The organism is Pseudomonas sp. NPDC089401, from assembly GCF_044749485.1.
Classification (GTDB): domain Bacteria; phylum Pseudomonadota; class Gammaproteobacteria; order Pseudomonadales; family Pseudomonadaceae; genus Aquipseudomonas.
Genome location: NZ_JBIVIA010000012.1, coordinates 145,583 through 159,747 on the forward strand (window position 1 = coordinate 145,583; position 14,165 = coordinate 159,747).

General features: G+C 65.7%; 13 protein-coding genes. 10 read left to right on the forward strand and 3 right to left on the reverse strand.

The window, feature by feature from the left end:
* The 7 genes from ACIP21_RS24045 to ACIP21_RS24075 all read left to right on the forward strand — a co-directional run.
* The coding region (locus ACIP21_RS24045) for a hypothetical protein (RefSeq protein ID WP_400692999.1) at positions 1-225 on the forward strand (225 nt) is incomplete at its 5' end.
* Positions 226-431: 206 nt separating this feature from the next.
* Positions 432-3,149 carry a LuxR C-terminal-related transcriptional regulator gene (locus ACIP21_RS24050; RefSeq protein ID WP_400693002.1) on the forward strand — a complete coding sequence of 906 codons (2,718 nt, stop codon included), beginning with the start codon at positions 432-434 and terminating at the stop codon, positions 3,147-3,149.
* 167 nt (positions 3,150-3,316) lie between these two features.
* Positions 3,317-4,924, forward strand: coding sequence for a tetratricopeptide repeat protein (locus ACIP21_RS24055; protein ID WP_400693005.1), 1,608 nt, complete (start codon positions 3,317-3,319; stop codon positions 4,922-4,924).
* A complete protein-coding gene (locus ACIP21_RS24060) occupies positions 4,921-5,613 on the forward strand; it encodes a sensor histidine kinase (protein ID WP_400693008.1) in 693 nt (230 codons plus the stop codon). The genes ACIP21_RS24055 and ACIP21_RS24060 overlap by 4 nt, the downstream gene beginning before the upstream one ends.
* A 351-nt stretch (positions 5,614-5,964) precedes the next feature.
* The gene (locus ACIP21_RS24065; RefSeq protein ID WP_400693011.1) at positions 5,965-6,372 is read left to right on the forward strand and encodes an N-acetyltransferase; all 408 of its coding nucleotides are present in this window, start codon (positions 5,965-5,967) and stop codon (positions 6,370-6,372) included.
* A 251-nt stretch (positions 6,373-6,623) separates the two neighbouring features.
* Complete coding sequence (locus tag ACIP21_RS24070; protein ID WP_400693013.1) at positions 6,624-7,268, forward strand: MBL fold metallo-hydrolase; 645 nt, start codon at positions 6,624-6,626, stop codon at positions 7,266-7,268.
* A 109-nt stretch (positions 7,269-7,377) separates the two neighbouring features.
* On the forward strand, positions 7,378-8,103 hold the full coding sequence (locus ACIP21_RS24075) for an OmpA family protein (RefSeq protein ID WP_400693015.1): 726 nt from the start codon (positions 7,378-7,380) through the stop codon (positions 8,101-8,103).
* Between the two features lie 54 nt (positions 8,104-8,157).
* On the opposite strand, the gene pta is transcribed toward ACIP21_RS24075, so the two are convergent.
* Both pta and ACIP21_RS24085 read right to left on the reverse strand, forming a co-directional pair.
* Complete coding sequence (gene pta / locus ACIP21_RS24080) at positions 8,158-10,245, reverse strand: phosphate acetyltransferase (RefSeq protein ID WP_400693017.1); 2,088 nt, start codon at positions 10,243-10,245, stop codon at positions 8,158-8,160.
* 33 nt (positions 10,246-10,278) lie between these two features.
* The gene (locus ACIP21_RS24085; RefSeq protein ID WP_400693020.1) at positions 10,279-10,581 is read right to left on the reverse strand and encodes a DUF3565 domain-containing protein; all 303 of its coding nucleotides are present in this window, start codon (positions 10,579-10,581) and stop codon (positions 10,279-10,281) included.
* Between ACIP21_RS24085 and ACIP21_RS24090 the strand changes: the two genes are divergently transcribed.
* The 3 genes from ACIP21_RS24090 to ACIP21_RS24100 all read left to right on the forward strand — a co-directional run bounded on the left by ACIP21_RS24090 (position 10,580) and on the right by ACIP21_RS24100 (position 12,990).
* Positions 10,580-11,065 carry a peptidylprolyl isomerase gene (locus ACIP21_RS24090; protein WP_027918346.1) on the forward strand — a complete coding sequence of 162 codons (486 nt, stop codon included), beginning with the start codon at positions 10,580-10,582 and terminating at the stop codon, positions 11,063-11,065. The two genes, ACIP21_RS24085 and ACIP21_RS24090, sit on opposite strands and share 2 nt — an antisense overlap.
* A 148-nt stretch (positions 11,066-11,213) precedes the next feature.
* The gene (locus ACIP21_RS24095) at positions 11,214-11,696 is read left to right on the forward strand and encodes a glutathione peroxidase (RefSeq protein WP_400693023.1); all 483 of its coding nucleotides are present in this window, start codon (positions 11,214-11,216) and stop codon (positions 11,694-11,696) included.
* 190 nt (positions 11,697-11,886) lie between these two features.
* Positions 11,887-12,990 carry an NADH:flavin oxidoreductase gene (locus ACIP21_RS24100; RefSeq protein WP_400693026.1) on the forward strand — a complete coding sequence of 368 codons (1,104 nt, stop codon included), beginning with the start codon at positions 11,887-11,889 and terminating at the stop codon, positions 12,988-12,990.
* Here the strand turns inward: ACIP21_RS24100 and ACIP21_RS24105 are convergent.
* A complete protein-coding gene (locus ACIP21_RS24105) occupies positions 12,959-14,158 on the reverse strand; it encodes a glycosyltransferase family 4 protein (RefSeq protein ID WP_400693029.1) in 1,200 nt (399 codons plus the stop codon). The two genes, ACIP21_RS24100 and ACIP21_RS24105, sit on opposite strands and share 32 nt — an antisense overlap.
* Positions 14,159-14,165 lie beyond the last annotated feature (7 nt).

The window sequence follows — 14,165 nt, forward strand, 5'->3', positions numbered from 1 at the left end:
GTGTGCATGGCACCGGCTTCGCCGGTGTTCGCGGGTGAACCCGCTCCCACACAGCTTGCCGCAGGCCTCTGTCCGTCAGCCATGTTGCGTTTTGTCGTAGTCTTTTCCACGGCAATGGCGCCCATCACAACAGGCCGAAGGCTGGCGCAATCCCTGTGGGAGCGGGTTTACCGCGAAGAACCCACTGCGGTGCATGGCACCGGCTTCGCCGGTGTTCGCGGGTGAACCCGCTCCCACACAGCTTGCCGGGCGATAAAGCCGGTGAATATCCCGCCAAACCCTCGCTGCAGGCCACTGTCCATGCGCCATGTTGCGTTTTGTCGCAGTCTTTTCCACGGCAATGGCGCCCATCATCTTCAAATGCGTTGCATTACCCGCTAGTCTCGCAAGCATCCGTACCGCCGTTGTCTTTCCACCAGAACGAGCCGGCCATGACAGACTTGTCCCGTACGCATGGATTCGCCAGCCAGGCCCTGGGCCTGCTGGACGGGCGCTTCTTCCGTCCGCCGCTGCCGCACGGCCACGTGCCGCGCGCCCGCCTGTGCCAGCGCCTGCAGGCCGGCCTGGACGGGCGCCTGCTGCTGGTCAACGCTCCCGCAGGCTTCGGCAAGAGCTCGCTGGCCATGGAGTTTTGCGAGGCGCTGCCGGGCCACTGGCGCAGTCTGTGGCTGGGCCTGAGCCGACGCGATGCCGACCCCGGTCGCTTCCTCGAGCGCCTGCTCGAAGGCCTGCAGCAATACTGCCCGGCGCTGGGTGGCCAGGCCATGGGCCTGCTGAAGATGCGCCAGCGCCACCAGCCGTTCGCCTACGAAGAATGGATCGACGGGCTGCTCGACGAGCTTGCGCTGTACCTGCACGCCGATACGCCCTTGCTGCTGGTGCTGGACGACTATCACCTGGCCCAGGGCGCGGTGCTCGACCGTTGCCTGCAGTTCTTCCTCAATCACCTGCCTGCCGGGCTGGTGCTGCTGGTCACCAGCCGCCAGCGCCCGGACTGGCACCTGGCCCGGCTGCGCCTGCAGCGGCAACTGGTCGAACTCAACGAACAGGAACTGCGCCTGACCGCAGACGAATCCCTGGCGGTGATCGGCCGCCAGCCCACCGGGCTGCGGGGCCAGGCGCTCGACAACCTGATCCAGCGCAGCGATGGCTGGGTGGCCGGGTTGCGTTTCTGGCAACTGGCGGCCAGCGAGTGCGGGGACCAACATGCCTTGCCCCAGGCCCTGCACGGCGGGGAGGGGCTGATCCGTGACTACCTGCTGGAAGAAGTCTTCGACATCCTGCCCCGGGACGTGCAGGCCTTTCTCTACGACACCGCCTGCCAGGAGCGCTTCTGCGCCGAGCTGTGCGATGCCCTGCGCGAGCGCCAGGACAGCGCCGCGATCCTGCGCTACCTGCAGGCGCATCAGGTGTTTCTGGTGCCGCTGGACGAACATGGCCACTGGTATCGTTATCACCACCTGTTCTCCGACCTGTTGCGCAGCCGCCAGGCCAGCGAGCCACCGGCGCGCCTGCACTTGCGTGCCTGCCGCTGGTTCCAGGCCCAGGGCCTGCTCGACGAAGCCGTGGAACAGGCCTTGCGCGCCGGCCATCTGGACGTCGCCGCTGACCTGGTACAGAGCCTTTCCGAGGAGCAACTGCTGGCCGAGCAGAATGTCGGCATGCTGCTGCGCTGGAAGATGGACCTGCCCGATAGCCTGCTGATCAGCACGCCGCGCCTGATCGTGCTGTACAGCTGGGCGCTGGGCCTGGCCTGCCAGCTCGATGCGGCAGAAGAGCTGGCCAGCTACCTCAGTCGATTCCTGCCAGCACCGTCGGCCACCGCGCAGAAGTCCATGCTCGCCCAGTGGCTGGCCCTGAGCGGGGTGATCGCCCGCGGCCGTGGCGACCGCGAGCGCACCTTGGCCTACTGCGGCGAAGCCTTGCAAAGCCTGCCGAGCAAGCGTTATGGCCAGCGCCTGGTGTGCCTGTCGACCCTGTCCAACCTGGCCATCGCCGATGCCGACTTCTGGCGCGCCCGCGGCTGGAATCGCGAAGCGCTGGAGCTGGCGCAGCGGGTCGGCAATCCATTGTTCGAAGCCCTGGCGCATTACGACCGGGCCCGCGTGCTGCACGCCCGTGGCGAGGTGCTGCGTGCCCTGGACGAAGTGCGCCAGGGGCTGCAACGCCTGCAGGGCCTTTCGGCGCAGCGGCTGTACGCCGTGCGCGCGCGCCTGACCCTGTACGAAGGTTACCTGTTGGTGGCACGCCTGCAGCCTGCGCAGGGGCGAGCGCGTTTGCGCGCAGGGCTGGGTGAGGCACGTGCCTGCCGCGACATCAGCGTGCTGATCGGCCACTGCGTGATCGCCTCGCTCGATGGCCGCGAGGGCCAGTACGCCGAAGCCTTTGCCGAGCTGGCCGAAGCCGAGCGCTTGATGCACATCTGGGATGTACCGCCGATCTTCTACCTGGCCATGATCACCCTGGTGAAGTGCGAGCTGTGGCTGGCCCAGGGGCGCACCGACCTGGCCGAGTCCTGGCTGCTGCGCCTGGGGCAGACCTACGCGGGCGAGCAGCCTGCCGCAGCGCCCGAGTTCCACCCCCTGCTGCCGCTGCACATCGCCTTGCAGCAGGCCTTGCTCGAACGTGTTCAAGGGCGCCGCGAGGCGGCGGTCGCGCGCTTGCGCCATCTGGCCGAGCGTGGCCAGGCCAGTGGTGGGCTGATGCTGAGCGTGCATGCGCTGTGCCAGTGGATCGCCCTGGCGCTGGCCGAAGGTGGCGAGGCGCAGGCCGCCGAGCTGTTGCCCAAGGCCCTGGAGGCAGCACGTGGCGGGGTGTTGCAGCCCTTCCAGCAGCTGCTCGACCTGCATCCGCTGTGGCTGCGGGAGCAACTGCTGGCGCAACCGGCCTGCCCGGTACAGGTCGACCTGCTGGCACGGCTGCCTGAGCCGGTCGCGCCCAGCAGTGGCACGGGCGAGGCGCTGAGCGGGCGGGAGCTGGCCGTGCTCGAGTTGATCGCCCTGGGCTGTTCCAACCAGCAGATCAGCGAACGCCTGTTCATCTCCCTGCACACCGTCAAGACCCACGCCAGCCACATCAACAGCAAGCTTGGGGTGGAGCGGCGTACCCAGGCCGTGGCCCGGGCCAAGTCTCTGGGCCTGTTGGCCTGACACTGGTCGGTCTTGCACTCAACCGATAACATGATGGCTTGGCGCCACCATTCACGCCTGGCATCTACCGCCCTCATCTTTCCCGATCCTTGGTCGATACAGGTTTCGGCGGTATGCATCGCTTCGCTTCGCGCCATTCTCCAATCATTCCAATACAGGTCGAGTTGATGCTGCAGTACGGGCAAAAGAGCTTTCTGATCGTCGACGACTTCACCGACTTCCGCACATCGACCCGGTCGATGCTGCGCGAACTGGGCGTGCGCGACGTGGACACGGCCGACAGCGGCGAACAGGCCCTGCGCATGTGCGGGCAGAAGCGCTATGACTTCATCCTCCAGGACTTCCACCTCGGCGATGGCAAGAAGAACGGCCAGCAGGTGCTCGAGGACCTGATCCTCGACAAGCTGATCAGCCATGAGTGCGTGTTCATCATGGTCACCGCCGAGAGCAGCCAGGCCATCGTCCTCAGCGCCCTGGAGCACGAGCCCGATGCCTACCTGACCAAACCGTTCAACCGGGTGGGCCTGGCCCAGCGCCTGGACAAGCTGACCCAGCGCAAGACCCTGCTCAAGCCCATTCTCCAGGCGCTGGACCGCGGCCGCCCGGCCGAGGTGCTGGCCGCCTGCGCCGAACTGTGCAAGAAAGACCCGCGTTTCGCGCCGCTGTGCCTGCGCTACCGCGCCGATGCCCTGCGCGACCTCAACCGTTTCGATGAGCTGGAAAAGTTTCTCAAGGGCATCCTTGCCAGCCGTCCGCAGCCCTGGGTGTATTCGGCCCTGGGCAACCTGATGCACAAGCGTGGCCAGAACGCCCAGGCCCAGGGCGTTTACGAGCAGGCGCTCAAGGCCTTCCCGATCATGCCGGGCCTGTACGACGGCATGGCCGAGGTGCTGGTGGCCCAGGGCGAGACCAAGCGCGCCCAGACGCTGCTTGAAGAGGCCGTGCGCCTGTCGCCCCTGGCGGTGCGCCGGCAGGCCGCGCTGGGCAAGCTGGCGCTGGACAACGAAGACTTCGAGAGTGCCTCCAAGGCCTTCCGCCACGCCGTCAACCAGGGCCAGAGCTCGCGCTACAAGGATGCCGAAAGCAACCTCGGGCTGGTCCAGGCGCTGATGAGCAAGAACGCAGGCTTCGGCCTGGATGCCCGGGCCCGGGTCGAAATCAACACCGTGCTCAGCGAAGTGGCCAAGGACAACGTCGAGGACCAGGGCCTGCAAGTGCGCGCGCGGCTGATGAAGGCAGCCAGTCTGCAGCAGGCCGGCGACCCGGAGACTGCCGCCAAGCTCACCGAACAGGCCATGCAGCGCCTGGAGAAGATGGACCAGTTCTTCTCGGTCGAGGCCGCCTTGACGGTGGCCAAACAGTTGCAGGCGCTCGGCCAGGACGCGGCCGGCAGCAGCATCCTCAAGGGCTGCGTGGAAACCTACGGCGACGACCCCAAGGTCATGCAGAGCGTGGCCAAGCTGACCGACGACCCGGCCGTGCTTGGCGCGGTCACCGAGGCCGTCGACCTCAACCGCCAGGGCGTGCGCAGTTATCAGCTCGGGCAGCTCAACGAAGCGCTGCAGATGTTCCGCAAGGCCCTGTCGCTGCAGCCGAAGAACATCAGTATCGCGCTCAATACCGCCCAGGCACTGCTGCGCATCGGCGGTGACACGGCGCCGCCGGAAATCCTCCAGGAATGCCGCGACTGCCTGACCCGCGTGGCCGGGATCCCCGCCAGCGACAGCCGTTTCGACCGCTACCGCAAACTGCACATCAAGGTCTTCGGGGCATGAGCCAGGATAACCAGGGGCTGGATTTTTCCACGGTGATCGCCTCCACCGTGCACGACCTGAAGAACTCGCTGTCGGCGCTGATCCAGTCCCATGACCAGTGGCTGGCGCGCCTGCCCGAAGAACTGCGCGGCGGCAGCGAGCAAGGCGTGATCGAGCATGAGTTCCGTCACCTCAACGGCATGCTGGTGCAGATGCTCGGCCTGTACAAGCTCGGGGTCAACCAGTTGCCGGTGTGCCCGGACTACCACGAGCTGGAGGACTTCATCGAAGCCCAGCTGGCCGCTCACCAGCAGGTGCTGCAGCACAACGATATCCTTGCCACCTGGCGTGTCGAGACCGATAACCCGCTGGGCTTCTTCGACCGCGAACTGGTCGCTTCGGTGATTTCCAACGTGGTCACCAACGCCACCCGCTATGCCGGGCATACGCTGCTGATCACCATCGGCGAAGAGCACGACCAGCTGGTGATCAGCGTCAACGACGACGGCCCCGGTTACCCGGCGCGCATGCTCGAGCGCCAGCACGATTACGTGCAAGGCATCGAGCCGCACAGCGGCAGCACCGGGTTGGGGTTGTACTTCGCGGCGCGGATCGCAGCGCTGCATGAGCGTGACGGCGTGCGTGGGCGGATCGAGATTACCAACGGTGGGGCGTTGGGGGGCGGGTTGTTCAGGTTGTTCTTGCCTTGATCAGCTCGGTGTATTTGTCATGATTTCGAACACCCAAAGAAGATGTGCGGGGGAGCATTCCCTGAGTTGTGTGGGACAAGTCTGAAGCACGGGAACAGGGCCATTCGGCCCTTTTTTCTTGGTGTTCTCACTGGTAGTAATCGCTTTTTAATTACTGACTTTGCGAGCATCCGTGAACAAGAAATCCCTGAGCATTTACATCCCACTGCCAACTGTTTTGCAGGTATGAGAAGGCGCAATAACGACCTTCGTTACCAGGTGTTTCGCTCACAGGCCAGGAAACTTTCCTGCACGCTGATTTCCCGGGGGCAAGGCTTGCTCAGAGAAGGGCTTGAGGCTGATCGTGTGCGCATGGAACCCATTACCCATGAAGTGATTGCCACGTGCCTGGCGTGGGGGGAGGGCGCCCCGCTGTTCCCTTGGGACGAAGTCAGTTCATGGAAAGTGCACGATCCCAAAGGTTTCGATCTCTCGATCTGGTATGGGCCTGAGCTCTGCGGCCTCTGCTACGCAAGCCCACGGAAGAGCCGCTTGCGAATCAAGGTCATCTTGCTGGAGAGCAAGCCTGACAAGGCTCACCCGCTCAAGGGCGAAATTGCCTCGTTGGCGCTCACGGCCATAGACCTTTACGCCCGGATGCTGGGATGTCGCGAGATCGAGATACAGGACCCTGTCCATGCAGTCAGGCCACTGTATGAAGCGTTGGGCTTTACCAGCATGGCCGATGGTCGGCTTGTGATTAGCGTTGATCCTGAATAACATCCAACCTGTACTTGGCGAAGCTAGGTGAAGAGCATGCGATCTGAAAAAAGTCGTGAAAAACCATCATCCGTAGCCAAATTCGAGGCTGAGGCACGGCGACTGGCCGGGCCGATCTCCGCAAACCAGCTGCGTTTTCTTCACGTCGCCAAAACCAGGGGTGAGGCGCTGGAGCCGGCAGGTCCGTTGGCCGGCTCGCGAACCTGAAATGATTTCGGTTGCGGCGACGTATTCATTTGATCGAGAAGCCCATGAACACCGCCCCCACCACCCTCATCCGCGAAACCTTCCCCGTCGGTCCCCTGCAGTGCAACTGCACCCTGATCGGCGACCCGCTCAGCAAGAAGGCCATCGTCGTCGACCCGGGCGGTGACCCGGAGAAGATCCTCGCCCGCCTGCAGGCCCATGGCCTGACCCTGGTGAGCATCATCCACACCCACGCGCACTTCGACCATTTCCTCGCCTCGGGCAAGCTCAAGGAGCTGACCGGCGCCACCCTGCACCTGCACAAGCACGACCAGCCGCTGTGGGACAACCTGGAGATGCAGTGCCAGATGTTCGGCGTGCCCTACACTCCGGTGCCGCCACCGGACCATTGGCTGGGCGACGACGAGGAACTGGCCTGCGGCTGTGGCGTGGCGTTGCACACGCCGGGGCACACGCCGGGCTCGATGAGCTTCTGGTTCGCCGAAGCCAAGCTGCTGGTGGCCGGCGATACCCTGTTCCGCCGTGGTATCGGCCGCACCGACCTGTGGGGTGGTGACCAGCGTGCTATCGTTCGTTCGATCAAGGAGCGGCTGTATTGCCTGGATGAAGACGCCACCGTCGTCACCGGCCACGGGCCCGACACACGCCTGGGCGACGAGATGCGCGAGAACCCATTCGTGCGGGGCTGAACCGGCGTGAAAAAGCCTTCATGGAATTTTTCCCTGCCGGCGCGTTCCAAGGCTGGCATAGATCCCGTCGCGATCTGCCGTACACACGAATATTTGTAGGAGCTCGTCCATGTTCACCATGCGTCGTCTGATTATCGTCGCAACCGTTGCAGCCCTGATGACCGGCTGCGCCGGGCAGAATCCCTATGACAGCCAGGGCCAGGCTCAGGGCGAGTCCTCGGGCATGAGCAAGACCGCCAAGTACGGTGGCCTGGGCGCCCTGGCCGGTGCCATCGCCGGTGCCGCCATCGACCACAACAACCGCGGCAAAGGTGCGCTGATCGGTGCCGCCGCCGTCGGTGCAGCCGCCGCCGGTTATGGTTACTACGCCGACAAGCAGGAAGCCGAGCTGCGCGCCAAGATGGCCAACACCGGCGTCGAAGTGCAGCGTCAGGGCGATCAGATCAAGCTGATCATGCCGGGCAACATCACCTTCGCCACCGACTCGGCCAACATCTCGCCGAGCTTCTACAACCCGCTGAACAACCTGGCCAACTCGTTCAAGTCGTTCAACCAGAACACCATCGAAGTGGTCGGTTTCACCGACAGCACCGGCAGCCGCCAGCACAACATGGACCTGTCCCAGCGCCGTGCCCAGGCCGTCAGCACCTACCTGACGTCCCAGGGCGTGGACGCTTCGCGCGTGACAGTGCGTGGCATGGGCCCGGATCAGCCGGTGGCGAGCAACGCCGACGCCAATGGCCGGGCACAGAACCGCCGCGTGGAGGTCAACCTGAAGCCGATTCCGGGCCAGCAGTACGACCAGCAGCAAGGCCAGGTTCAGCAGTACCCCTAAGCGCTGGCTGCAAGCAAAAAGGGCAGGTCGTTATCGACCTGCCCTTTTTTCGTTTCAGCGGCTGACGCTGGCCTGTATCGCGGTGAGGGCGATGGTGTGGACGATATCGTCCACCTGCGCGCCGCGCGGCAGGTCGTTCACCGGTTTGCGCAATCCTTGCAGCATGGGCCCCAGGCTGACCCCGTCGGTGCTGCGCTGCACCGCCTTGTGGGTAGTGTTGCCGGTGTTCAGGTCGGGGAACACGAAGACTGTCGCACGCCCGGCCACCGCGCTGTCCGGCGCCAGCTGGCGGGCGATCTCCGGGTTGGCGGCCGCGTCGTACTGCAAGGGCCCATCGATCAGCAGCCCTTGCTCCGCGCCTTGCGCCAGGCGCGTGGCCTCGCGCACCTTGCCCACTTCCTCGTCGCTGGCCGAATCGCTGGAATAACTGATCATCGCCACCCGCGGCGCAATGCCGAAGGCCTGCGCCGATTCGGCGCTCTGCCGGGCGATCTCGGCCAGCTCGCTGGCATTGGGGTGAGGGTTCATCACGCAGTCGCCGTAGACCAGCACCTGCTCGGGGAACAGCATGAAGAACACCGACGACACCAGGCTCGCACCCGGTGCGGTCTTGATCAGTTGCAGGGCCGGGCGGATGGTGTTGGCGGTGGAGTGCACCAGGCCCGAGACCAGGCCGTCGACCTCGTCCAGGGCCAGCATCATGGTGCCGATCACCACCGGGTCTTCCAGCTGCTGTTCGGCCATGGGCGCGTTGAGGTTCTTGCTCTTGCGCAGTTCGACCATCGGCTCCACATAACGCCCGCGAATCAGCTCGGGATCGAGCACTTCCAGGTCCGGAGGCAAGCTGATGCCCTGGGCGCGGGCCACGGCCTCGACCTCCTCGGGCTTGGCCAGCAGCACGCAACGGGCAATGCCGCGCGCCTGGCAGATGGCCGCGGCCTGCACCAGCAGCGGCTCGGCGCCCTCGGGCAGGACGATGCGCTTGTTGGCCTGCTGCGCCCGCTGGATCAGTTGGTAGCGGAACACCGCCGGCGACAGGCGCAGCTCGCGTGGCGTACCGCAGCGCTGGTGCAGCCAGGCGGCGTCGAGGTGGCTGGCGACGAAATCGGTGATGAATTCGGCGCGGTCGCGGTCGTCCACCGGGATCTCGCGGTTCAGCGAGTTGAGCAGGTTGGCCGTGTCATACGAACCGGTGCTCACCGAAAGGATCGGCAAGCCGGCCTGCAGGGCCCCGCGGCACAGGCCGAGGATGCGTGCATCGGGCTTGCTGTCGCTGGTCAGCAGCAGGCCGGCCAGGGGCACGCCGTTGAGCGCCGCCAGGCTCACGGCAAGGATGATGTCGTCGCGGTCGCCGGGGGTCACCACCAGGGTGCCCGGGGTCAGCAGCGGCACGGTATTGGCCACGGTGCGCGCGCAGATGATGATCTTGTTCATGCGCCGCTGCTCGTAGTCACCGGCATTGAGCACCTGGGCACCGAGCAGTTCGGCGACGTCACGGGTGCGTGGGGCGTTCAGTTCGCTCTGGAATGGGATGCAGCCCAGCAGGCGGAAGTCGTTGCCACGCAGCAGCGGCGAGTGCTCGCGCAGGCGGGTGGCGAAGTCGGCCATGCTCTCGTCGGTGCGCACCTTGTTGAGGATCACACCGAGCACTTTCGGGTCACGTGGGCCGCCGAACAGCTGGGCCTGCAGTTCGACCCGCCCGGACAGCTCGCTGAGCACTTCGTTTTCCGCCGCCGAGACCAGGATCACTTCCGCGTCCAGGCTCTTGGCCAGGTGCAGGTTGACCCGCGCCGCGTAGCTGGCGTGGCGGGTCGGCACCATGCCTTCGACCACCACCACGTCATTGCCGACGCAGGCCTGCTGGTACAGGCGGATGATCTCCTCGAGCAGCTCGTCCAACTGGCCGTCGCCGAGCATGCGCTCGACCTGGGCCAGGTTCAGGGGCAGCGGCGGCTTGATGCCATGGGTGCGCGCGACCAGTTCGCTGGAGCGCTCCGGGCCGGTGTCGCCGGGGTGGGGCTGGGCGATCGGCTTGAAGAAGCCGACCTTGAGCCCGGCGCGCTCCAGGGTGCGGATCAGGCCCAGGCTGATGGAGGTCAGGCCGACGCCGAAGTCGGTCGGCGCAATGAAAAATGTCTGCATGCGTGCTTCTCGAAATAAGCGGTGCAAGAAAAATCAACGGCCAAGGGTAGCGCTATCGGCCCCTTTCGCGCACCAGCCGCAGGCGAACGCCTTGCCGATGCGCCGTGCGCGCTGCTCGGCGTCCAGTACCCACGGCCGTGCCTGCCAGGGCGGCTGGTGGCGCAGGTGCTGGGTATGGCCGCAGGACAGCTCGACCACCCAGTGGCCGTCCTCGTCCTGGTGAAAGCCGAGGATCCGACTGATGGGCCGCCCCTCGTCCGCGCCGCGTTCGCAATCGGGCGGTGCGTTGGTTACACTTGTGCGCTCTACATTCTTTTGCAAAAGGTCTTGCCCCATGCTGATCGCCGCCAACAAGGCTGTGTCCATCGACTATACCCTGACCAACGACGCCGGGGAGACCATCGACAGCTCCGCCGGCGGTGCGCCGTTGGTTTACCTGCACGGTGCCGCCAACATCATTCCGGGCCTGGAAAAAGCCCTGGAAGGCAAGCAGGCCGGCGACGAGCTGGAAGTTGCCATCGAGCCGGAAGACGCCTACGGCGAATACCTGGCCGAACTGGTCAGCACCCTGAACCGCAGCCTGTTCGAAGGCGTCGACCAGCTGGAAGTGGGCATGCAGTTCCACGCTTCGGCGCCGGATGGCCAGATGCAGATCGTCACCATCCGTGACATCGACGGCGACGACATCACCGTCGACGGCAACCACCCGCTGGCTGGCCAGCGCCTGAACTTCAAGGTCAAGGTCGTCGACGTGCGTGACGCCAGCGAAGAAGAAATCGCTCACCGTCACATCCACGGTGAAGGTGGCCACCACCACTGATTTTCTGCGCTAAGCTCAGAAAGTCGCCAGGCGCTCGGACAAGCCGGCATGCCTCTTCAGCGGGGGCACTGCAGGGCTCGGAGGAGCGCCTTTTTAGTGGGCGCGATTTGCCCCTGGCGGTAATCGGGAACCTGAGAGGGGATTCAACATGAGTGCATTTCACGACCTGACGTTGAAGGCGTTGAACGGCGGGGACCTGCCCCTGGCGCCGTTCAAGGGCCAGGTGGTGCTGGTGGTCAATGTCGCCTCCAAGTGTGGCCTGACGCCGCAATACGCTTCGCTGGAAAAGCTCCATCAGCAATTCAAGGGCAAGGGTTTCCACGTACTGGGCGTGCCCTGCAACCAGTTCGCCGGGCAGGAGCCGGGCAGCGAGAAAGAAATCCAGGAGTTCTGCCGCCTCAACTATGGCGTGAGCTTCCCGCTGGGTGCCAAGCTGGAGGTCAATGGCCACGAGCGTCACCAGCTGTACCGTCTGTTGGCGGGCGAGGGGGCGGAGTTTCCGGGCGACATCACCTGGAACTTCGAGAAGTTCCTGGTAGGCAAGGACGGCCGCGTGCTGGCGCGCTTCGCCCCGCGCACCGCGCCGGATGATCCGTCGGTCGTACAGGCCATCGAAAAAGCCCTGATCTGATGGCGTACTCTGTGGGAGCGGGTTTACCCGCGAATGCTGCAGTGGCCGAACCGACGCATTCGCGGGTAAACCCGCTCCCACATCCTTCACATCACAATATCTGCGAATCACCCAGATCAATAATGCTGGGCCACGCCCCCCGCAGCCCCTAACCTCAGGCGCATTTCCTCCCCCAGACGGAAGCGCCCCCATGTCCAGCAACCCCTTGTTCCAGCCCTTCACCCTCGGCGCGCTCGAGCTGCCGACCCGCGTCGTCATGGCGCCGATGACCCGCACCTTCTGCCCCGGCGGCGTGCCCCACGCGGGCGTGGTCGAGTATTACCGTCGGCGCGCCGCGGCTGGCGTGGGCCTGATCATCACCGAGGGCACCACGGTTGCGCACAAGGCAGCCAATGGCTACCCCAATGTGCCGCAGTTCCACGGCGAAGCGGCCCTGGCGGGGTGGAAGCAGGTGGTCGATGCGGTGCACGCCGAAGGCGGGCGCATCGTCCCGCAGCTGTGGCACGTGGGCGCGGTGCGCCGCCTGGGTACCGAGCCGGACGCCAGTGTGCCGGGCTACGGCCCGAGCGAGAAGGTCAAGGACGGCCAGGTGCTGGTGCACGGCATGAGCCACGACGACATCCGTGACGTGATCGCGGCCTTCGCCCAGGCCGCACGCGACGCCCAGGCCATCGGCATGGACGGCGTGGAAATCCACGGCGCCCACGGTTACTTGATCGACCAGTTCTTCTGGGAAGCCAGCAACCGCCGTGACGACGAATACGGCGGCGACCTGGCCGGCCGCTCGCGCTTCGCCATCGAGCTGGTCGAGGCCGTGCGCGCCGCGGTAGGGCCGGACTTCCCGATCATCTTCCGCTTCTCCCAATGGAAGCAGCAGGACTACAGCGCCCGCCTGGTGGAATCGCCGGAAGCCCTGGCGGCCTTCCTCGCGCCGCTGGCCGATGCGGGTGTGGATATCTTCCACTGCTCGACCCGACGCTTCTGGGAAGCGGAGTTCGAAGGCTCCGAGCTGAACCTGGCCGGCTGGACCCGCACCCTGACCGGCAAACCGACCATCACCGTCGGCAGCGTCGGCCTGGATGGCGAGTTCCTGCAGTTCATGGTTGACACCGACAAGGTGGCCAAGCCGGCCAGCCTGGAAGGCCTGCTGCGCCGCCTGGGCGACGAGGAATTCGACCTGGTGGCAGTCGGCCGGGCGTTGCTGGTGGATGCCGAGTGGGCGCAAAAGGTGCGAGAAGGGCGCGAGGCCGATGTGCTGCCGTTCAGCCGTGAGGCGTTGACGACCCTGGCTTGATCGTCAGCGGCAGGCCGGCAGGCGTCGCCTGGCAGGCGTTGAACAGGTGCGATTCGAACTGTTCGACGATCGCCGGCCAACCCTGGCGGCTGGCGTGCTGGCGGGCATTGAGGCGCACCCGGCGCAGGGTTTCGGGTTCCTCCAGCAGCCAGCAGGCTGCCGCCATGAAGGCGGCCTGGTCGCCGGGCATGGCCAGGGCGCCGCTGTAGCCATGGCGGATGTGCTGGGCGGCGGCGGCCTCGTCGTAAGCGACCACCGCCAGCCCGGAAGCCAGGGCTTCGAGCACCACGTTGCCGAAGGTTTCGGTCAGGCTCGGGAACAGGAACAAATCGCCGCTGGCATAATGCTCGGCCAGGGCCTCGCCACGTTGGGCGCCGCAGAATACGGCATCCGGCGACTGTTGCTGGAGGGCTGCGCGCTGCGGACCGTCGCCCACCACCACCAGGCGCAGGCGCAACTGTGGATAAGCCTTCTGCAGTGCCTGAAAGCAAGGCTCCAGCAGGGTCAGGTTCTTTTCCGCGGCCAGGCGCCCGACGTGCAGCACGGCGATGTCATCCGGCCCCAGCCCCCAGCTTTCGCGCAGCGCCTGGCTGCGCCGGGCCGGGTTGAACAGGCAGGCATCGACGCCCCGGGCCATCAAGGCCAGGCGCTCGAAACCACGGCGCTGCAGTTCCAGGCGCTGGCTGACGCTGGGAACCAGGGTGGCGGCCGTGCGCCGGTGGAACCAGCGCAGGTAATGGGTGAGCAGCCGCGCCAGCAGGCCCAGGCCGTACTGGCCGGAGTATTGCGGGAAGTTGGTATGGAAGCCGCTGACCACCGCCACCCCCAGGCGCCGCGCCGCGCGCAGGGCACTGAGCCCCAGCGGGCCCTCGGTGGCGATGTACAGCACATCCGGGCGCTGCCGTCGCCAGCGGCGCAGCAGCTTGTGCATCGACACCTCGCCCCACTGCAGGCCGGGGTAGCCGGGCAGGGCCCAGCCACGGCAGAGCAGCACGTCCTGGTCATCTGCCACAGGCGCTTCATCGGCCTGGCGCGGCCTGACGATTTCCACCTGGTGCCCGCGCTGTCGCAAGCCTTCGCTGAGGCGGCCAAGGGTATTGGCCACGCCGTTGATTTCGGGTGGGAAGGTTTCGCTGACGAGGGTGATGCGCAGTGCGGGTGTATTCATGTCAAAA